The sequence below is a fragment of the Micromonospora echinospora genome (assembly GCF_900091495.1).
GTDB classification, from domain to species: Bacteria; Actinomycetota; Actinomycetes; order Mycobacteriales; family Micromonosporaceae; genus Micromonospora; species Micromonospora echinospora.
In genome coordinates this window covers 1,646,633-1,665,054 of the sequence record NZ_LT607413.1, presented here as the reverse complement: position 1 = coordinate 1,665,054, position 18,422 = coordinate 1,646,633, and the positions used below count along the sequence as shown (strand labels likewise).

Genomic DNA, 18,422 nt, shown 5'->3' with positions numbered 1-18,422 from the left:
TGGCCGGCGTCAGCGGGTGACGGCTCTCCGGCGGCCCGGGTAGGTCAGCGGCGCGCGCGGCGGCGTCGCCGGTTCGCGTCGTGCCGCATCATCACGGCCAGACCGGGAAAGCCCCACAGGAAGCCGGCCAGGCAGGTCCAGAGCCAGTTCTCGTGACCGTTCGTAATGAGCCAGTCGCGGAAGAAGACCAGGAGTGTCAGCCCGACGACGGCCCAGATCGCCAACCCGGCGAGGGCGAAAGGCACCATCGGCGGGTCGAGCGGCTCCGGCCGCGGTGGCTGTTGTCTGGGCACGTGGGAAGCGTACCTCGATCAACTTTTCCTGGTAGCCCCTGATCTGCGACGATGCGGCCCGACATACGGAAGATCAGTTGCGAGGACCCGATGGACAAAGCCCCGTCCGAGACCGGAACACCGCTCGGCTCCGCCCACCCCCGCAGCGGCTTCGACCGGTTCTTCGAGATCTCCGCCCGAGGCTCGACGGTGGGCCGCGAGGTGCGCGGCGGTCTCGCCACCTTCTTCACCATGGCCTACATCGTGGTGCTGAACCCGCTGATCATCGGTGGCGCGGTCGACGGCGAGGGTGAGCGGCTGGCGATCCCCGCCCTGGCGGCGGCGACCGCGCTGGTCGCCGGGGTGATGACCCTCCTGATGGGTGTGGTGGGCCGGTTCCCGTTGGCGCTCGCCGCCGGGCTCGGCGTGAACGCGCTGGTCGCGTACGAGATCGCGCCCCAGATGACCTGGGCGGACGCGATGGGCCTGGTGGTGATCGAGGGTGTGATCATCGCCGTGCTGGTGCTCACCGGGCTGCGGACCGCGGTGTTCCGCTCCGTGCCGACCCAGATGAAGACCGCGATCGGGGTCGGCATCGGCCTCTTCCTGACCATCATCGGCCTGGTCGACGCCGGGTTCGTCCGTCGGGTGCCGGACGCGGCGAACACCACCGTGCCGGTCGGGCTGGGCATCGGCGGCAAGCTGGTGAGCTGGCCGATGCTGGTCTTCGTGCTCGGCCTGCTGCTCACCCTGGTGCTGGTGGTACGCAAGGTCCGGGGCGCGATCCTGATCGGCATCCTCGCCTCGACGGTGCTGGCGATCATCGTGGAGGCGGTGGCGAACGTCGGCCCGTCGGTGGTGAACGGGGAACCCAACCCGAAGGGCTGGGCGCTCAACGTGCCGGAGCTGCCGAAGACCGTGGTGGACGTGCCGGACCTCTCCCTGCTCGGCAACTTCAACGTGCTGGATTCGTGGAGCCAGGCCGGCTGGTTGGTCGTGCTGATGTTCGTCTTCACCCTGCTGATCACGGACTTCTTCGACACGATGGGGACGATGGTCGCGGTCGGCCAGGAGGGCGACATGCTCGACGAGCGTGGCACCCCGCCCCGGGCCAAGGAGATCCTGCTGGTCGACTCGATCGCGGCGGCGGCCGGTGGCGCGGCGAGCACGTCGAGCAACACCTCGTACATCGAGAGCGCCGCGGGTGTCGCGGAGGGTGCCCGGACCGGCGCGGCGAACCTGGTCACCGGCGGGCTGTTCCTGCTGGCGATGTTCCTCGCGCCGCTGGTGGTGATCGTGCCGTTCGAGGCGGCGTCGACGGCGCTGGTGGTGGTCGGCTTCCTGATGATGACCGCGGTGCGGACCATCGACTGGACCGACTACGAGATCGCCATCCCGGCGTTCCTCACCATCGTGCTGATGCCCTTCACCTACTCGATCTCCAACGGGATCGGCGCGGGTCTGATCACGTACGTGGTGGTGAAGCTGGCGAAGGGGAAGGCCCGCGAGGTCCACCCGCTGTTGTACGGGGTGGCCGCCCTCTTCGTGGTGTACTTCCTTCGCGGGCCGGTCGAAGCCGCCCTCCTGTGACACCATCCCGGCCCGGGACACCTCCGGGTGTTTCGGGCCGGGATGGGACGAAATGCCTGGTGAGCCTACTCATATCAGATGTCGTTAGCTCGGCTCATTAGCTAGGCTAACCAACGTGACGGAGCGGACGGTGACGACGAGGCGCGTGGCACCGACGCAACTGGCGCAACAACTGCGTGATGCGCTCACCCGGCTCAACCGGCGGGTCCGCCAGGCCCGCCCGGTGGGTGACCTCACGGTGACTCAGCTCTCCGCCCTGACCAGCCTCCGGCTGGCGGGCGCGCTGACCCCTCGGGAACTGGCCGACGTCGAACGGGTGCAACCGCCGACGATGACCAGGATCGTCGCGAAGTTGGAGGAGCGGGGCCTCGTGCGCCGCACCCCCCACCCGACCGACGGCCGGCAGGTCATCCTGGCGGCCACCGAAGGGGGGCAGGCCGTGCTCGACCAGTTCGAGCGGGCCCGCGACGAGTGGCTGGCCAGCCGGCTGGCCGACCTCACCGAAGAGGAACGCGACACTCTGCGGCACGCCGCCGAGATCCTGCAGCGACTCGCCCGCGGCTGAACGCCACCGGGTCCGCACCGTCCGCCCTGGATGACGCGTACCCGAGGAGGCGCACCGAGCGTGCGGACGAAGCTGAGCACGATGTTCCAGTCCCTGCAGATCCGAAACTACCGGCTCTTCGCGTCCGGGCAGCTGATCAAGTTGATCGGCGTCTGGATGATGTTCATCGCCCAGGACTGGCTCGTCCTCGACCTCTCCGGCGACTCTGCCACCGCGCTCGGCATCGTCACCGCGCTCCAGTTCGCCCCGGTCCTGCTCCTCACCCTCCTCTCCGGCCGCCTCGCCGACCGGTACGACAAGCGCCTGCTCCTCTTCGTCGCCAACGCGTTCTGGAGCGTGCTCGCGCTCGGGATGAGCCTGCTGGTTCTCACCGGCCTGGTGCAGCTCTGGCACGTCTACCTCTTCGCCGTGCTGCTCGGCGTCGCCAACGCGGTGGAGGTCCCGGTCCGGCAGGCGTTCGTCTCCGAGCTGGTCGGCACGCCGCTGCTGCCGAACGCGCTCGCCCTCTCGGCGGCCACCTTCAACAGCGCCCGGATCATCGGCCCCGCGCTCGCCGGCATCGCCATCGCCCTCGTTGACGTCGGCCCGGTCTTCCTGGTCAGCGCGCTCAGCTCGCTCGCCCCGCTGGCCAACGTGGTCCGGATGAACCCCGCCGAGCTGTACCGGGAGGACCTCCGTCCGGTGAAGGAGCGCGACTCGGCCAAGGTGGTCGACGGACTGCGCTACGTCGCCAAGCGCCCCGACCTGCTGCTGCCCATGGCGCTGATGTCGATCATCGGGATGAGCCTGTTCAACTTCCAGATCACCCTCGCCGCCCTCGCCAAGACCGTCTTCGACACCGGCGCGGCCTCGTTCGGCCTCTTCACCACCACGCTCGCGGTGGGCTCGCTCGCCGGTGCCCTGGCCGGTAGCGGACGGCGCAGCCGACCGTCGGTCTGGACGGTGCTCGGCGCGGCGGTCGCCTGCTCGGTGTTCGGCGTCCTGGTCGGGCTCGCACCCGCGTACTGGCTGGTCGTCGCATTGCTCCTGCCGACCGGGTTCTTCGTGCTCTACTTCGCCCAGGCCGCCAACCAGCGGGTGCAGCTCGGCACCGACGCCGCCTTCCGGGGCCGGGTGATGGCGCTGTGGGTGCTGGTCTTCCTCGGCACCAACCCGGTCGGCGCGCCCCTCATCGGCTGGGTCGCCGAGACGTACGGCGCGGGCGTGAGCATCTGGGCGGGCGGGCTGATCTCGCTCACCGTCGCCCTGATCGCCCTGACCTGGCAACTGCGCCGCTCGGGTGCCCGGATCCGACTGCGGGTCAATCCGCTGCCCCGCCTCTACGTCGTTCCGCCGCCGACCGTCGACCTGCCCGGTCGCGGCACCTGTGGGACGCGCGTACCCGCGGAGGCCGGTGTCCGCTGAAACGTCCCCGCCCGGATACCGGCATTCCGCTGGCACGGGGGGTCGCGGCGGATTAGCGTCGATGCGTGGAGGCCGGCCGGGCGATGCTGCTGGTGCTGGCGATCCTCCTCGTGGTGTGCGTACCGGCCGCAGTTGCCCTGGTCTGCTGCGGCGACGACCGCCTCGACCGGATCGCCGGCGCCTGGTCGCGTCGACGGGCAGCTCGGCGCGACCGGCGGATGATCGCCCGCCTCGACCGGGCCGTCGGGGCCGACGCCCTTACCCGCGACATCGACCTCACCGAGTTCGACCGACCGGACCGTCGGCCGCTGGAGCAGATCGCCGCCGACCTGTGGCGGCTCCGCGCGTACCGGCTGGGACGCGGGGGACGCCCGATCGTCTGGCCGCTGCTGCTGATCAAGGCGTACGACGACCGGCTCCGACTGGCCTGCCGGTGTCTCGGCGTTCCCGAGCACCTGGCCGAGCTGGAGGGGGTCGACCGCGAGATCGAGCGGGTCCGCGTCGAGGGGGCGCTGCACGCCGCCGGGCTGCCGCTGCCGGCGACCACCGCCGACCACCGCCAACGACACCGGTGACCCGACACCGGCGTCGATGAGGCTCTTCGTCGCGCTCCACCCGCCCGCCCAGGCGATGGCGGATCTCGCCGCGCAGGTCGCCCGGCTGCGGGTCGGACTGGCCGCCGCAGCCGGCACCAACGTACGACTGGCCGACCCGGCGGACGCGCACGTGACCGTCGCCTTCCTCGGCGAGGTCGCCGAGGACCGGCTGCCCGCCGTCCGGGACGCGCTGGGCCGGGCGGTCGGCGCGTGCCGGGGACCGGAACCGCCCCGGCTCCGGTTCGGCGGCGGCGGCCGGTTCGGGTCCGGCCGGCGCACCGTGCTCTGGGTGGACGTGCTCGGCGAGGTGGAGCGGCTGGGGACGCTCGCCGGGCGGATCCGGGACGAGCTGGATGCCGCCGGGCTGCCGTACGACGACCGGCCGTTCCGGCCCCACCTCACCATCGCCCGCCCCGGCGACCGGATCGACGTCGAGGAGGACCGGATCACGCTGGGCAGGTACCTCGGGCCGAGCTGGCCGGCGACCGAGGTGGTCCTGGTCCGCAGCCACCTCGGCCCGGTCGGCGGCCACCTCGGCCCGGTCCGCCGGTACGAGCACCTCGCCGCCTGGCCGCTGTGACCCGGCCGGGGCGGTGGCTACCAGGCCCACGCCTCCGGGGCGGGACCGCCGCTGCCGATCGGCGGGAAGAGCTCGTCGAGCCGTTCCCCGGTCGCCTCGTCGAGGCGGACCGCCAGGGCACCGAGGGTCCGGTCGAGCTGCTCGACGGTACGCGGACCGATGATCGGCGCGGTCACCCCCGGGCGGGAGAGCAGCCAGCCCAGCGCCACGTCGGCCGGGTCGTGGCCGAGGTCCGCGCAGAGCTGCTCGTACGCCTCGATGGTCTCGCGGTGGGCGGCCAACGCGTCGCCGGAACGGCCGGTCGTGCCGCGCGCCGCCCCACCGGCGGCCATCTTGGCCAGCACCCCGGCGAGCAGCCCGCCGTGCAGCGGCGACCACGGGATGATGCCGAGGCCGAGCTGCTGGGCGGCCGGGATGACCTCCAGCTCGGCGTGCCGGGTCATCAGGTTGTAGATGCACTGCTCGGAGACGAGCCCGAGGAAGTTGCGCCGTCCGGCGGCGGCCTGCGCGACGGCCAGGTGCCAGCCCGCGAAGTTCGACGAGCCGACGTAGAGCACCTTGCCCTGGGCGACCAGGGTCTCCATGGCCTGCCAGATCTCCTCCCACGGCGTGCTCCGGGAGATGTGGTGCATCTGGTACAGGTCGATGGTGTCGGTGCGGAGCCGGCGCAGCGAGTCCTCACAGGCCCGGACGATGTGCCGGGCGGAGAGGCCCTGGTCGTTCGGCCAGTCGCCCATCTTGCCGTAGACCTTGGTGGCCAGCACGACCTTCTCCCGGCGACCGCCGCCCTGGGCGAACCAGCGCCCGATGATCTGCTCGGTGACACCCTCGCCGGTCTGCCAGCCGTAGACGTTGGCGGTGTCGAAGAAGTTCAGGCCGTGCTCCAGGGCGCGGTCCATGATCGCGAAGCTGTCGGGTTCGCTGGTCTGCGGTCCGAAGTTCATGGTGCCGAGGCAGAGCCGGCTGACCGAGAGGCCGGTGCGGCCGAGGTTCGTGTACTCCATGGGCTCACCCTGCCACGGCACTGCCGACCGCACCGGCTGGCCGGTGCGGTCGGACCATGCGGTGGACCGGTGCGAACGTCGGGGGAGCCCGGCGCGGGTCGGATCAGGAGGACTCGCGGGCCGCCGGACCGGACCCGAAGAGGACGTCGTCCCAGCTCGGCAGCCGCTTACGTGGCTTGCCGGCAGCCTCGGCAGGGGTCTCGGCAGCGGGCGCGCCGGTGCGGCGGGGCCGGAGCACCGCCAGCGACGGCACGGCCGGCACCTCCTTCGGCGCGTCCGAGTCGTCGTCGAATGCCGAACCCTGGCCGCCGCCGAGCAGCGCTGCCGCACCCCCGCTGATCGCCCGCTGGCGGGGCGTCTCGTCGCCGAGGGCGGCCGGGGTGCGTGGTTCGAGGCCCCGGCCGGAGGTCGAGCCGAGCGGCCGGTCCAGCGAGGCGAGCAGGGCGTCCCGGCCGGCGCGGATCGGGTCACGACCGGTCCGGGTGCGCTCGACGGCAGCCGGCAGGCCGTGGCCGCCCCGGCTCGGCTCACCGCGCGACGGGCCGGGCAGCGCGTGGCCCCGCTCCGGCGGCTCCTGGCCGAGGATCGGGGTGGGCCGCTCGGCGCAGAGATACTGCGCCATGTCGTCGTGCGGCGTGACGTTCTGCCGGGTCTTGTCGAGATCCCAGACCGCCTGAGCGGTGGCCTTGCCGGAGGGCCAGGTGGCGATGATCCGCCAGGTGCCGTCGTCGCGACGGTACGCGTCCCAGGAGATCTTCTCGGTGTCGATCCCGTGCTGGGCCAGCCGGCCGTTGACCACCTCGGCGAGCGGGGTGGGCTTCTCGGCGCCCTTGAGGCGGGTGCGCCGGGCGTGCTGGGCGAGCATGGCCCGCTCCTGGAGCACCGGGCCGGCGTACCGCAGGACCCGGTCGACCGGGACGCCGGCGACCCGGGCCACGTCCTCGGCGGACTCGCCGGAGCGGATCCGGGCCTGGATGTCCCGCGGGGAGAGCGAGGGGATCGGGTCGGGGGCCCGTTCGGTCGCGACGGCCAGCGGCGGCGCGCCGGGCTCGGCGTGCAGCACGTTGGTGACGCGCTCGTCGATGGGCAGGGCGAGCAGTCGCCCCACCTCGTCGGCGAGCACCAGGGCCTGGCCGTCCTCGGAGAGGGCGACGAAGCGTACTGGGCGCATGACGTTGCCTCCGTCCCGCTTCGCTGGCCGCACGCCAGGGTCAGCCACCCGGGCGTCTGGTCAACACGGTACGCCCATCCGCCGGCGGGTGGGGGATGCCACGCCCGCATGTCACGGCTGAGCAGGTCAGGATCACAGTCGTAGGGGACGCCACCGGTCGGCGACGCCCCCCACCATAGCGGCTAGAGCCGCTCCACGACGTAGTCGATCGAGGCGGTCAGCGCCTCGACGTCGGCCGGCTCCACCGCCGGGAAGAGCGCCACCCGGAGCTGGTTACGGCCGAGCTTGCGGTACGGCTCGGTGTCCACGACGCCGTTCGCCCGCAGCGCCTTCGCGATCGCCGAGGCGTCCACCCCGTCGGCGAAGTCGATGGTGGCGACCACGTTGGAACGCAGTGCCGGGTCGGTGACGAACGGGGTCGCGACGGCGGAGCGCTCGGCCCAGCCGTAGACCGTCGCGGCGCTCTCGGCGGTGCGCTTGGCGGCCCAGGAGAGTCCGCCCTGCGCGTTCATCCAGTCGGTCTGCTCGGCGGCCAGGAAGATGGTGGCCAGCGCCGGGGTGTTGTAGGTCTGCTCCAGCCGCGAGTTGTCGATCGCGGTGACCAGGTCGAGGAAGGCCGGGACGTACCGGCCCGAGGCCTTGATCTCGGTGGCCCGCTCCAGCGCCGCCGGCGACATCAGCGCGATCCAGAGGCCGCCGTCGGAGCCGAAGCACTTCTGCGGGGCGAAGTAGTAGACGTCGGTCTCGCCGACGTTGACGTCCAGACCGCCGGCCCCGGAGGTGGCGTCGACCAGCAGCAGCGAACCCGGGTCGGCGCCGTCCACCCGGGCGATCGGCACCGCCACACCGGTCGAGGTCTCGTTGTGCGGGGTGGCGTAGACGTCGACCCCGGCCTCGGCGACCAGCGAGGGCGCGCTGCCCGGCTCGGACTTGCGGACGGTCGGCTCACCGAGGAACGGCGCGTCCTTGACCGACTTGGCGAACTTCGCCCCGAACTCACCGAAGCTGGCGAACTGCGTCCGGTCGCGGACCAGACCGAAGGTGGCGACCTCCCAGAACGCGGTGGTGCCGCCGTTGCCGATCACGACCTCGTACCCCTCGGGGAGGGAGAAGAACTCGGCGAGACCACGACGCAGCCGGGCGACCTGGTCCCGGACGGTCTTCTGCCGGTGCGAGGTGCCGAGGTAGCTGGTCGCGACGTCGGCGAGCGCGGACACGGCCGCCGGACGGACCTTGGACGGCCCGCAGCCGAACCGGCCGTCGGCGGGCTTGATCTCGTCGGGAATCCGGATGGTCGAAACATCAGCCACGGTGATCAGGCTTCCTTCTGTGGGCCACTTGACCGGGTGCGAGTGGTGGTCCGGCGACGCTGCCGAGGCACCCATCCTCCCATCCGGGCCCCCTGCCGGACCCCGCCGACGTCCGCCCGCCGGTGAGGCGCTGCCCACATCCCGGGGTGGCGTGCCTTCGCCCACCGCCCCCGTCGATCATGGACTTCGGGCACCTCATAAGTCCCGTAAAACCGGCTAATCGGGCACCACGACTCCATGATCGATGGAGTCGCCGGGAGTCGCCGGGGAATGGAGGGTGACGGCGGCAGGGCCCCGGCCACGTGAGGACGTGTGGCCGGGGCCCTGGGGTCGAGCGGAAACTCAGACGCCGTGCGGGATGGCGGTCCAGCCGTCCACGTCCTGCGGCTTACGAGGGCCGTGGCCGACGTAGCGGGCGGACGGGCGGACCAGCCGGTTGAGCTTCTTCTGCTCGAGGATGTGCGCGCTCCAGCCGCCCATCCGGGCGCAGGTGAACATCGAGGTGAACATGTGCGCCGGTACCTCGGCGAAGTCGAGCACCACGGCCGACCAGAACTCGACGTTGGTGGCGAGGACCCGGTCCGGCCGGCGGGCCTGGAGTTCGGCCAGCGCGGCCTTCTCCAGCGCCTCGGCCACCTCGAAGCGGGGTGCGCCCAGCTCGCGGGCGGTGCGGCGGAGCACCCGGGCACGCGGGTCCTCGGCCCGGTAGACCCGGTGGCCGAAGCCCATCAGCCGCTCGCCCCGGTCGAGCACGCCCTTGACGTACCCCTCGGCGTCGCCGCTGCGCTCGACCGCCTCCAGCATGGTCAGCACCCGGGAGGGGGCACCGCCGTGCAGCGGGCCGGAGAGCGCGCCGATGCCGGAGGAGATGCAGGCGGCGGCGTCCGCGCCGGTGGAGGCGACGATCCGGGTGGTGAAGGTCGAGGCGTTCATGCCGTGCTCAGCGGCCGAGATGAAGTAGGCGTCGACGGCCTTGACGTGCCGCGGGTCGGGCTCGCCCCGCCAGCGCTTCATGAACCGCTCGACGATGGTGGAGGCCTTGTCGATCTCCTTCTGCGGCACCGCCGGCAGGCCGAGACCCCGGGCCGACTGGGCGACGAAGGAGAGCGCGGTGACCGAGACCCGGGCCAGGTCCTCGCGGGCCTGCTCGTCGGAGATGTCGAGAAGCTGGTCGAGCCCCCAGTACGGGGCGAGCATCGCCACGGCGGACTGCACGTCGACCCGGATGTCGCCGGAGTGCACCGGCACCGGGAACGGCTCGGCCGGCGGCAGACCGGGACCGAACCGCCCGTCGACCAGCAGCGCCCAGACGTTGCCGAAGGAGACCTGACCGATGAGGTCCTCGATGTCGACCCCGCGGTAGCGCAGCGACCCACCCTCGCGGTCCGGCTCGGCGATCTCGGTCTCGAAGGCTACGACGCCCTCCAGGCCCGGTTTGAAGTCGGCCATGTCGTCTCCTTGGATCTGCTCGGTGCGCCCGCCTGGGCTCATCCGGCCGGTCGGCCGGGCGCCGTAGGCGACCCTCAGGGATGTGTTCGGAACATCTTGCCTGGTGGACAACCGGGTTTGCGACCCGCAACCACTGTGCTACAGGCGACATCCGGTGGGGCGGGCAACCGCAACATCGTGGTGACCCGGGGCACAACGTGCTGGTCAACGGCGTGTGGCACGGTATCGGCAGGCGAAGAGGAGGGGAACGTGACGGGAGACACAGTGGTCCCGGGCGTCGGGTCGGCCGGAAACGCCGAGCAGAAAGGGCTTTCCCGGGCGGATCTGGCGGCCGACTGGTGCACCCAGTTCGACCGCTGGTTCCGCGACGTGGTCGCCGCCGCGCTGCCCGAGCCGACCGCGATGGTGGTCGGCACCGCCGACGCGGCCGGCCGCCCGAGCGGGCGGACCGTCCTGCTCAAGCGGTACGACCCCGAGGGCTTCGTCTTCTTCACGAACCACACCTCCCGCAAGGGTGCCGAGGCGCTCGCCAACCCGTACGCCAGCCTGGTCTTCCCGTGGTTCGCGGTCGGCCGGCAGGTGACCGTCACCGGACGCGTGGGGCCGGTGGACCGGGCCGAGACGGAGGCGTACTTCGCCAGCCGGCCGCGCGGCTCCCAACTCGGCGCCTGGGCCAGCCCACAGTCCCAGGTGATTCCCGACCGGAACTACCTGGTGGAGCGCCAGCGGGAGGTGGCCGAACGGTTCGCCGGCACCGACCCGATCCCGCCCCCGCCACACTGGGGCGGGCTGCGGGTCGTCCCGGACGTGGTGGAGTTCTGGCAGGGACGGGCCAACCGGCTGCACGACCGGTTCCGTTACCGCCGTTCCGAGCAGGGCGACTGGATCGTCGAACGGCTCGCGCCGTGACCGGGACGACGGACGCGACCGGGATGAAGACCGGGACCGGGGTGAAGACCGGGACCGGGGTGCAGGACACGGCCGGGGAGGCGGGGGAACGGTCGGTCACCGCCCGCCGCTGGGCGATCGACCTGCGTCCGCTGCGGGTGCCCACGTACCGGCGGCTCTGGACCGGCAACAGCGTGGCGATGTTCGGCTTCCAGTTCACCGCCGTCGCGGTCCCGGTCGAGATGTACGCGCTGACCCGCGACTCGTTCTGGGTCGGGCTGATCGGGGTGGCTGCCTTCCTGCCGCTGCTGGTCTTCGGGCTCTGGGGCGGGGTGATCGCGGACCGCCGGGACCGCCGTCAGGTGCTGCTGGTGGGTTCCGTGCTGCTCTGGTTGTCCACGCTCGGGCTGCTGGTGCAGGCGCTGCTCGGGGCACGCAGCCCGGTGCTGCTGCTGGTCCTGGTGGCGGTGCAGTCGATCGCGTTCGCCATCAGCTCGCCGGCGCGCAGCGCGATGCTGCCCCGGCTGGTGCCGCTGGACCTGGTGCCGGCGGCCAGCACGCTGAACTACACCACCAACACCGCGGCCACGGTGGCCGGGCCGATGGTCGCCGGGCTGATCTTCGGCATCTGGGGCACCGACACCGGCCTGCCGATCGCGTACGCGGCGGACGCCCTGCTGCTCACCGCGCTGATCTGGGCCGCCCGGGGGCTGCCGGCGCTGCCGCCCGAACCGGACCCGGACGGCGCTCCGCGCCGACGCGGGCTGGCCAGCGTGGTGGACGGCTTCCGCTACCTGGTCACCACCCGGGTGCTGATGCTGTCGTTCGTCATCGATCTGATCGCGATGATCCTCGCCATGCCCCGGGCGCTCTTTCCGGAGGTCGCCGAGGAGCGCTTCGGCGGCGGCGCGGCGGTCGGCTGGCTGTTCAGCGCGATCGCCTTCGGCGCGCTGCTCGGCGGGTTGACCTCCGGCTGGATCGGCCGGCTCCAGCGGCAGGGGTTGGCGCTGGTCGTGGCGGTGGTCGGCTGGGGCGTGGCGGTCGCCCTGGCCGGGCTCGCCGGGCAGCTCTGGCTGGCCGTCGGGCTGCTCGCCGTGGCGGGTGCCGCCGACCTCGTCAGCGCGGTGCTGCGACAGTCGATGCTGCTGGTGCACGCGCCGGACCGGATGCGTGGTCGGCTCCAGGGGGTGAACACCGTGGTCGTCGCCGGTGGGCCCCGCCTGGGCGACCTGCGGGCCGGTTCGATGGCCGCCGGCCTCGGCAGCGGGGTGGCCTGGGTCGGCGGCGGTCTGGCCGCGGCGGCGCTGGCCGTGCTGCTCGCGGTCGCCTTCCCCGCCCTGGCCCGCTACCGGACCGCCCCGCCCGCCGCGACCCGGCAGCCCTGAGCCGACCGGCGCGCCGGCGGTACGACTGCCGGACGCGGTGTCGGTCGAGCGGCCCCGGGCGCGGTGGCGGACGTCCGGTCGCCGGGCGCGGTGTCGGCCGGGCGGCCCCGGGTGTGACGGTGGACGTGAGGTCGTCGGGCGCGGTGGTGGCCCAGGGACTAGGGTCGCCGGCATGCAGACCACCGAGCCCACTCCGCCCTCCGGAGCACAGTGGACCATCGCCGCCGCCGGTCATGAGGCCGTCATCGTGGAGGTGGGGGGTGGACTGCGGGTGTACCGCCGCGACGGCGTCGACTACGTCGACGGCTACGGCGCCGACGAGATCTGCCCCGGGTCCGCCGGGCAGGTGCTCGCCCCCTGGCCGAACCGGATCCGGGACGGCGCGTACACCTTCGACGGGCGGTCGTACGCGCTGCCGCTGACCGAGCCGAGCCGGCACGTCGCCATCCACGGCCTGGTGAACTGGGTGCCGTGGCGACTGGTCGAGCAGGCCGAGGACGCGGTGACCGTGGGCTACGACCTGCCGCCGCTACCGGCCTACCCGTGGGCGCTGCGCCTGCGCACCCGGTGGAGCGTGGGGACGGACGGGCTGCGCGCGGAACACGTGGTGACCAACCTTGCCACCGAGCCGGCCCCGTTCGGCCTCGCCGTGCACCCGTACCTGCGACTGCCCGGCGTGGCCGTGGACGACCTGCTGATGCGGGTTCCCGGACGCAACCGGCTGGTGGTGGACGGCCGGCTGCTGCCGGTCGGAGCGGCCCCGGTGGCCGGCACCAAGTACGACTGGACGGTGCCCCGCCCGATCGGCGACGCGGTGCTGGACACCACCTTCGGCGCGGTGGTCCGGGACGCCGACGGCGGCTCGACCGTCACCCTCGCCGCCCCGGACGGTTCGGACGCGGTGCGGCTCTGGGCGGGCGCGGAGTTCGGCTGGTGGCAGGTGTTCACCGGTGACGCCCTGTCCGGGGAGCGGCACCGCCGATCGGTGGCGGTGGAGCCGATGACCTGCCCGCCGGACGCGTTCCGCTCCGGCCGGGACCTGATCACGCTCGCCCCCGGCCAGACCTGGCGGGGCACCTGGGGCGTCCGGCCCGGAGCCTGAGCCCCAGACGACGAGGCCGGGAGTCTGAGCGACCGACGGAGAAGGAGGCGCGGCATGGAGTTCGCGGAGGTCGTCCGGCGGCGGCGGATGGTGCGCAACTACGATCCGGACCGCCCCGTCCCGCCGGAGGTGGTCGACCGGCTGCTCGACCACGCGATCCGCGCGCCGTCGGCCGGTTTCGCCCAGGGCTGGGGTTTCCTGGTCCTGGAAGACCCGGCCGACCGGGAGCGGTTCTGGGCGGCGGCGACGCCCGAACGGGGTGGCCGGGACCGTTGGCTGACCGGGATGCGACGGGCTCCGCTGATCGTGGTGCCGCACGCCAACCGCTCCGCATACCTCGACCGGTACGCCGAGCCGGACAAGGGCTGGACGGACCGCGCCGAGGAGCGCTGGCCGGTGCCGTACTGGCACGTCGACGCCGGGTTCGCCTCGTTGCTCATGCTGCTCACCGCCGTAAACGAGGGGCTGGGGGCGTGTTTCTTCGGCATCCCGCCGGAGCGCACCGCGGCGTACCGGGCCGCGTTCGACGTCCCGGCGGAGTTCACCCCGGTCGGTGCGCTCACCGTCGGTTACCGGGCGCCCGACCAGCGGTCACCGTCGTTGCGTCGCGGACGTCGACCGGTCGACGAGGTGGTGCACCGGGGACGTTGGGGCCGACCGGCTCCCACTCCGGACGCGGCGGACGCGGCCGAGTAGCGAAGCTGACAAGAGGGAGCAAAATGTGAAGTGACGGGGGCCGCTAGGCTGGCAAGGTCATCGAATACCGCTGGGTCGCGGTGTCACGCCGCGGCCCTCGGCTGGCGGGTGCCGGCCGGCTCGGCAAAGGGGAGGGGAGCGTGCCGTCGTGATCTTCAGAGCGGTTCGGGACGGGCGTCCCTACCCGGAGCACCACCTCACCCTCAAGCAGTGGGCCGAGATCCCACCGCGCCCGCTCCGCCTCGACCAGCTCATCACCACGAAGCGGGAGCTGGCGCTGGACAAGCTCCTCGCCGAGGACTCCACCTTCTACGGTGACCTCTTCCCGCACGTGGTGCAGTGGAACGGCGGGCTCTACCTGGAGGACGGGCTGCACCGAGCGTTGCGCGCCGCCCTCCAGCAGCGCAACCAGATCCACGCCCGGGTGCTCGTGCTGAGTGGCCACACCGAGTAGCCCTGCGGTGTCGCGTCCGCGCCTGAGGGATCGTTAGGGTGGCGGCATGAGCGCACCCACCCTCGACCTGCTCGACCTGGACTCGTCGCTCGGCGAGGAGGAGCGGCAGATCCGCGCCGTCGTGCGCCGGCTCGTCGACGACCGGGTACGCCCGTACGTCGCCGACTGGTACGAGCGGGGTGAGGTGCCCGCCCGCGAGCTGGCCCGGGAGTTCGGCAAGCTCGGCCTGCTCGGCATGCACCTGACCGGGTACGGCTGCGCCGGTTCCTCGGCGGTCGCGTACGGCCTGGCCTGCCTGGAACTGGAGGCCGGCGACTCGGGCGTGCGGTCCCTGGTCTCGGTGCAGGGCTCGCTGGCCATGTACGCGATCTGGCGGTACGGCAGCGAGGAGCAGAAGCAGCGCTGGCTGCCCGGCATGGCGACCGGCGAACTGATCGGCTGCTTCGGGCTGACCGAGCCGGACCACGGCTCCGACCCGGCGTCGATGGCGACCCGGGCCCGCCGGGACGGCGACGACTGGGTGCTCACCGGCGGCAAGATGTGGATCACCAACGCGCCGGTCGCCGACGTCGCGGTGATCTGGGCACGGGCCGAGGAGGGGGTGCGCGGGTTCGCCGTACCGCTGGACACGCCCGGGGTCGCCACCCGCGAGATCCGCCGCAAGATGTCGCTGCGCGCGTCGGTGACCGGTGAGATCTCCCTCGACGACGTCCGGCTCCCGGCGGACGCCCTGCTGCCGGAGGCGGTCGGGCTGAAGGCCCCGCTGAGCTGCCTCACCGAGGCCCGGCACGGCATCGTCTGGGGCGCGCTCGGCGCGGCCCGGGAGTGCCTGGAGACGACCCTTCGGTACGCGACCACGCGGACCCAGTTCGGCCGGCCGATCGCCGGGTTCCAGCTGACCCAGGCCAAGCTGGCCGACATGGCGGTGGAGTGGCAGAAGGGCTACCTGCTCGCCCTGCACCTGGGTCGGCTGGCCGACGCGGGCAGCCTCCGTCCGGAGCAGGTCAGCGTCGGCAAGCTCAACAACGTCCGGGAGGCGCTGGCCATCGCCCGGCAGTGCCGGACGATCCTCGGCGCGAACGGCGTCTCCGGGGAGTACCCGGTTATGCGGCACGGCGACAACCTGGAGAGCGTGCTCACCTACGAGGGCACCTCGGAGATCCACCAGCTGGTCATCGGCCAGAAGCTGACCGGCGTCTCCGCCTTCACCTAGGCCGACGACCAGCTGGTCCCCCGTTCCTTCGCCCGGCGTTACCGCCGGGACGACTCCCGCAGGCGGTCTAGCCGGCCGCGCGGTCCCCGGCGAGCAGCGCGTCGATCTGCCCCATGGCCGCGCGGGAGCCCTCCTCCATGCCCATGGCGACCAGTTCCTCCAGCTGCTCGACGCTGCGGAAGATGGAGACCGTGGTCATGCGGGTGCGGTCGCCGACCTGCTCCAGCGTCACCACCCCGTGTGAGCGGTCCTCGGGATCGACCGGTTCGCCGTCCTCGCCGGCGAAGCCGTCGTCGAACTCGAGCCGGTGCGGGGCGTCGATGGCGGTGATCGTCCACCAGCCACGCGACTTCTCGCCCTCGGGGCCGGTCATGTGGTAGCGGGAGGCGCCACCCACCACGAAGTCGTGCCGGTCGAAGGTGGCGGGCCACTCCGGCGGGCCCCACCAGCGCTCCAACTGGCGCGGGTCGGCCCAGAGCTGCCACACCCGATCCACGCGGGCGTCGAACTCGGCGACGATGGTGAGGGTCCTCGCCTCGGGGTCCTTCTGCGAACTGATGACAGGCATCTGTCGACCTACCTCTTCATTCCTCGTCCAGGATCTGGTCCATGCGGTGCACGCGGTGGCGCCACAGCTCCTCGTACGCGTCGAGAAGCTGGCTCACGCGGCGCAACGCCGCCAGGTCACCGTGCACGATCTGCTCCCTGCCCTTGCGTTGCTTCGTGACGAGAGACGCCCGTTCGAGGACGGCCACGTGTTTCTGCACCGCCGCGAAGCTCATGGTGTAGTGCCGCGCGAGCGCCGTCACGGACTGCCCACCGCGGATCACCCGGGCGAGGATGTCGCGGCGGGTGGCGTCGGCCAGGGCATGGAAGACGCGGTCGACCTCCGCCTGGTCCAACTCATCTACAACCATGTGGTTGTACGTTAGTGGCCCCGGGCGGTGGGCGCAAGCACCGCCTCCCTACAGCTGCTCCTGCCTACAGCTGCTCCGGCGCCTCGATGCCAAGCAGATGCAGGCCGGTGCGCAGGGTGTCGCCGGTGAGCCGGCACAGGGCGAGTCGGTTGCCCCGCTGTCGGACATCGGCGCGCAGCACCGGGCACTGCTCGTAGAAGGCGGTGAAGGTCTGCGCGAGCCGGTACAGGTAGCCGCAGAGCCGGTGGGGCTCGTGACCTGCCAGCACCTCCGTGAGGGTGTCCGCGAAGCCGTCGAGATCGAGGACGAGTGCCCGCTCTGCCGGCTCCAGGACCGCGTCGGTGTCGACGACCGCGTCACCACTGTCCGCGCGAGCCAGGATGGAACGGATCCGGGCGTGGGCGTACTGCAGGTACACGCCGGTGTTGCCGGTCAACGCCAGCATCCGGTCCGGGTCGTAGGCGTAGGCGCGAGCCCGGCCGGTGGCCAGATCGGCGTACTTGACCGCCCCGATGCCGACCTGCCGCGCCCGTTCGTCGAGGGCCGCGCCGGTGAGGTCCGGGTTCTTGGCGGCGACCACCCCCCGGGCCCGGTCGACCGCCTCGGTCAGCAGGTCGGCCAGCCGGACCGTGTCGCCGGCCCGGGTCTTGAAGGGCCGTCCGTCGGGGCCGAGGACGGTGCCGAAGGCCACGTGCACGGCGGACACGGCCGACGGCAGCCAACCGGCCCGCCGCGCGGTGTCGAAGACCATCCGGAAGTGCAACGCCTGCCGAGCGTCGACCACGTACAGCAGCCGGTCGGCCCGGAGTTGGGCCACCCGCTGCCGGAGCGCGGCCAGGTCGGTCGCCGCGTAACCGAAGCCGCCGTCGCTCTTGCGGACGATCAGCGGGGTGGGCCTGCCGTCGGGACCGTGAATGTCGTCGAAGAAGACGCAGAGTGCTCCGTCGCTGACCACCGCCACCCCGGCGCGTTCCAGTTCCTCGGCGACCTGGGGCAGCTCGCGGTTGTAGGCGCTCTCGCCGACCGCGTCGGCGTCGGATAGGCGTACGTCGAGTTGCCGGTAGATCTCGGTGAAGTACCGGGTGGACTCCGCGACGATGTCCCGCCAAGCGGCCAGGGTGGCCGGGTCGCCGCTCTGCAGGGCCACCACCCGCTGCCGGGCCCGCTCGGCGAACGCCGGGTCGGTGTCGAACGCTGTCCGCGCCCGCCGGTAGAGGGTGGCCAGCTGGCGCAGGGTGGCGCTGTCGTCCGCTGCCGACGGGCCGGGCTGCTCGAACCTGTGCTGGATCAGCATGCCGAACTGGGTGCCCCAGTCACCGATGTGGTTTCGCCGCACCACCTTCCCGCCGAGGTGTTCGAGGATCCTCACCAGGGCGTCCCCGATGATGGTGGACCGCAGATGCCCGACGTGCATCTCCTTGGCGATGTTCGGCTGTGAGTAGTCGATCACGGTGGTGACGCCCGCCTCGGGCATGCCGACTCCCAGGCGCGGATCGTCGAGGCGGGCGGCGGCCTGCGCCAGTAGCGCGGCGTCGGTGAGGTGGAGATTGACGAAACCGGGACCGGCGACGCGCGCCGAGGCCACCGGACCACCCGCTGGCAGCGCCGCGACCAGCTCCGCTGCGAGTTCCCGTGGCTGGCGCCGCAGGGCCCGGGCCGCCGCGAGGGTTCCGTCGGCCTGGAAGTCCGCGTACTCGGATCGGCGTACCTGGGGTGCCAGATCCGGAAGCCCGAGGGATGCTGCGGCGACGGTCACGGAGTCGGACAGGGACGAGGCCAACGAGGGCACGGTCACGGGTACTCCCGGAAGTTCGGGTGAATGGAGA

At 72.4% G+C, this 18,422-nt stretch carries 19 protein-coding genes; 11 read left to right on the top strand and 8 right to left on the bottom strand.

Translation table 11 applies throughout. From position 1 onward, the window contains the following. Positions 1 to 44 precede the first annotated feature (44 nt). The gene (locus GA0070618_RS07440; RefSeq protein WP_088980988.1) at positions 45 to 293 is read right to left on the bottom strand and encodes a DUF2530 domain-containing protein; all 249 of its coding nucleotides are present in this window, start codon (positions 291 to 293) and stop codon (positions 45 to 47) included. Positions 294 to 383: 90 nt separating this feature from the next. On the opposite strand from GA0070618_RS07440, the gene GA0070618_RS07435 reads away from it, so the two are divergent. The 5 genes from GA0070618_RS07435 to thpR all read left to right on the top strand — a co-directional run bounded on the left by GA0070618_RS07435 (position 384) and on the right by thpR (position 5,007). Continuing rightward, the gene (locus GA0070618_RS07435) at positions 384 to 1,862 is read left to right on the top strand and encodes an NCS2 family permease (protein WP_414467564.1); all 1,479 of its coding nucleotides are present in this window, start codon (positions 384 to 386) and stop codon (positions 1,860 to 1,862) included. A 115-nt stretch (positions 1,863 to 1,977) separates the two neighbouring features. Beyond that, complete coding sequence (locus GA0070618_RS07430; protein ID WP_172900269.1) at positions 1,978 to 2,427, top strand: MarR family winged helix-turn-helix transcriptional regulator; 450 nt, start codon at positions 1,978 to 1,980, stop codon at positions 2,425 to 2,427. A gap of 60 nt (positions 2,428 to 2,487) precedes the next feature. Beyond that, positions 2,488 to 3,831, top strand: a complete 1,344-nt coding sequence (locus GA0070618_RS07425) for an MFS transporter (RefSeq protein WP_088980986.1) — start codon at positions 2,488 to 2,490, stop codon at positions 3,829 to 3,831. Between the two features lie 65 nt (positions 3,832 to 3,896). Continuing rightward, positions 3,897 to 4,406, top strand: a complete 510-nt coding sequence (locus GA0070618_RS07420; RefSeq protein ID WP_088980985.1) for a hypothetical protein — start codon at positions 3,897 to 3,899, stop codon at positions 4,404 to 4,406. A gap of 16 nt (positions 4,407 to 4,422) precedes the next feature. Further along, the gene (thpR, locus tag GA0070618_RS07415; RefSeq protein ID WP_088980984.1) at positions 4,423 to 5,007 is read left to right on the top strand and encodes an RNA 2',3'-cyclic phosphodiesterase; all 585 of its coding nucleotides are present in this window, start codon (positions 4,423 to 4,425) and stop codon (positions 5,005 to 5,007) included. A 17-nt stretch (positions 5,008 to 5,024) separates the two neighbouring features. Here the strand turns inward: thpR and GA0070618_RS07410 are convergent, their stop codons facing one another. From GA0070618_RS07410 to GA0070618_RS07395, 4 genes are all read right to left on the bottom strand, one after another. After that, positions 5,025 to 6,011: an aldo/keto reductase gene (locus GA0070618_RS07410; protein WP_088980983.1), complete on the bottom strand. Its 987-nt coding sequence runs from the start codon at positions 6,009 to 6,011 to the stop codon at positions 5,025 to 5,027. A gap of 103 nt (positions 6,012 to 6,114) precedes the next feature. Then, positions 6,115 to 7,182 (bottom strand): septation protein SepH, encoded by a 1,068-nt coding sequence (sepH, locus tag GA0070618_RS07405; RefSeq protein ID WP_088980982.1) that lies wholly within the window; start codon positions 7,180 to 7,182, stop codon positions 6,115 to 6,117. Positions 7,183 to 7,364: 182 nt separating this feature from the next. Next, complete coding sequence (gene serC / locus GA0070618_RS07400) at positions 7,365 to 8,492, bottom strand: phosphoserine transaminase (RefSeq protein ID WP_088985352.1); 1,128 nt, start codon at positions 8,490 to 8,492, stop codon at positions 7,365 to 7,367. Positions 8,493 to 8,834: 342 nt separating this feature from the next. Then, entirely contained in the window at positions 8,835 to 9,941 is a 1,107-nt protein-coding gene (locus tag GA0070618_RS07395) for a citrate synthase 2 (RefSeq protein ID WP_088980981.1), read from the bottom strand. Positions 9,942 to 10,190: 249 nt separating this feature from the next. Between GA0070618_RS07395 and pdxH the strand changes: the two genes are divergently transcribed. The 6 genes from pdxH to GA0070618_RS07365 all read left to right on the top strand — a co-directional run bounded on the left by pdxH (position 10,191) and on the right by GA0070618_RS07365 (position 15,679). After that, a complete protein-coding gene (gene pdxH / locus GA0070618_RS07390; protein WP_088980980.1) occupies positions 10,191 to 10,850 on the top strand; it encodes a pyridoxamine 5'-phosphate oxidase in 660 nt (219 codons plus the stop codon). Continuing rightward, positions 10,847 to 12,214 (top strand): MFS transporter, encoded by a 1,368-nt coding sequence (locus tag GA0070618_RS07385; RefSeq protein ID WP_231931647.1) that lies wholly within the window; start codon positions 10,847 to 10,849, stop codon positions 12,212 to 12,214. Before pdxH ends, GA0070618_RS07385 begins: the two co-directional genes overlap by 4 nt. A 172-nt stretch (positions 12,215 to 12,386) precedes the next feature. Next, positions 12,387 to 13,316: an aldose 1-epimerase family protein gene (locus GA0070618_RS07380; protein WP_088980979.1), complete on the top strand. Its 930-nt coding sequence runs from the start codon at positions 12,387 to 12,389 to the stop codon at positions 13,314 to 13,316. A gap of 54 nt (positions 13,317 to 13,370) precedes the next feature. Next, positions 13,371 to 14,012: a nitroreductase family protein gene (locus tag GA0070618_RS07375; protein WP_088980978.1), complete on the top strand. Its 642-nt coding sequence runs from the start codon at positions 13,371 to 13,373 to the stop codon at positions 14,010 to 14,012. A 148-nt stretch (positions 14,013 to 14,160) separates the two neighbouring features. Then, positions 14,161 to 14,466 (top strand): type II toxin-antitoxin system VapB family antitoxin, encoded by a 306-nt coding sequence (locus GA0070618_RS07370; RefSeq protein WP_088980977.1) that lies wholly within the window; start codon positions 14,161 to 14,163, stop codon positions 14,464 to 14,466. Between the two features lie 46 nt (positions 14,467 to 14,512). Then, the gene (locus GA0070618_RS07365; RefSeq protein ID WP_088980976.1) at positions 14,513 to 15,679 is read left to right on the top strand and encodes an acyl-CoA dehydrogenase family protein; all 1,167 of its coding nucleotides are present in this window, start codon (positions 14,513 to 14,515) and stop codon (positions 15,677 to 15,679) included. A 67-nt stretch (positions 15,680 to 15,746) separates the two neighbouring features. On the opposite strand, the gene GA0070618_RS07360 is transcribed toward GA0070618_RS07365, so the two are convergent. The 3 genes from GA0070618_RS07360 to argS form a co-directional block, all read right to left on the bottom strand. Next, on the bottom strand, positions 15,747 to 16,247 hold the full coding sequence (locus GA0070618_RS07360; protein WP_088980975.1) for an SRPBCC family protein: 501 nt from the start codon (positions 16,245 to 16,247) through the stop codon (positions 15,747 to 15,749). Between the two features lie 16 nt (positions 16,248 to 16,263). After that, positions 16,264 to 16,596 (bottom strand): ArsR/SmtB family transcription factor, encoded by a 333-nt coding sequence (locus tag GA0070618_RS07355; RefSeq protein ID WP_088980974.1) that lies wholly within the window; start codon positions 16,594 to 16,596, stop codon positions 16,264 to 16,266. A gap of 64 nt (positions 16,597 to 16,660) precedes the next feature. Next, a complete protein-coding gene (argS, locus tag GA0070618_RS07350; protein ID WP_414467600.1) occupies positions 16,661 to 18,385 on the bottom strand; it encodes an arginine--tRNA ligase in 1,725 nt (574 codons plus the stop codon). Positions 18,386 to 18,422 lie beyond the last annotated feature (37 nt).

Bases quoted from the DNA above. Each gene is read 5' to 3' on its own strand.
- sepH (WP_088980982.1), bottom strand. From the start codon at position 7,182: ATGCGCCCAGTACGCTTCGTCGCCCTCTCCGAGGACGGCCAGGCCCTG.
- GA0070618_RS07365 (WP_088980976.1), top strand. From the start codon at position 14,513: ATGAGCGCACCCACCCTCGACCTGCTCGACCTGGACTCGTCGCTCGGC.
- GA0070618_RS07435 (WP_414467564.1), top strand. From the start codon at position 384: ATGGACAAAGCCCCGTCCGAGACCGGAACACCGCTCGGCTCCGCCCAC.
- GA0070618_RS07360 (WP_088980975.1), bottom strand. From the start codon at position 16,247: ATGCCTGTCATCAGTTCGCAGAAGGACCCCGAGGCGAGGACCCTCACC.
- GA0070618_RS07375 (WP_088980978.1), top strand. From the start codon at position 13,371: ATGGAGTTCGCGGAGGTCGTCCGGCGGCGGCGGATGGTGCGCAACTAC.
- thpR (WP_088980984.1), top strand. From the start codon at position 4,423: ATGAGGCTCTTCGTCGCGCTCCACCCGCCCGCCCAGGCGATGGCGGAT.
- GA0070618_RS07355 (WP_088980974.1), bottom strand. From the start codon at position 16,596: ATGGTTGTAGATGAGTTGGACCAGGCGGAGGTCGACCGCGTCTTCCAT.
- GA0070618_RS07380 (WP_088980979.1), top strand. From the start codon at position 12,387: ATGCAGACCACCGAGCCCACTCCGCCCTCCGGAGCACAGTGGACCATC.
- GA0070618_RS07410 (WP_088980983.1), bottom strand. From the start codon at position 6,011: ATGGAGTACACGAACCTCGGCCGCACCGGCCTCTCGGTCAGCCGGCTC.
- GA0070618_RS07395 (WP_088980981.1), bottom strand. From the start codon at position 9,941: ATGGCCGACTTCAAACCGGGCCTGGAGGGCGTCGTAGCCTTCGAGACC.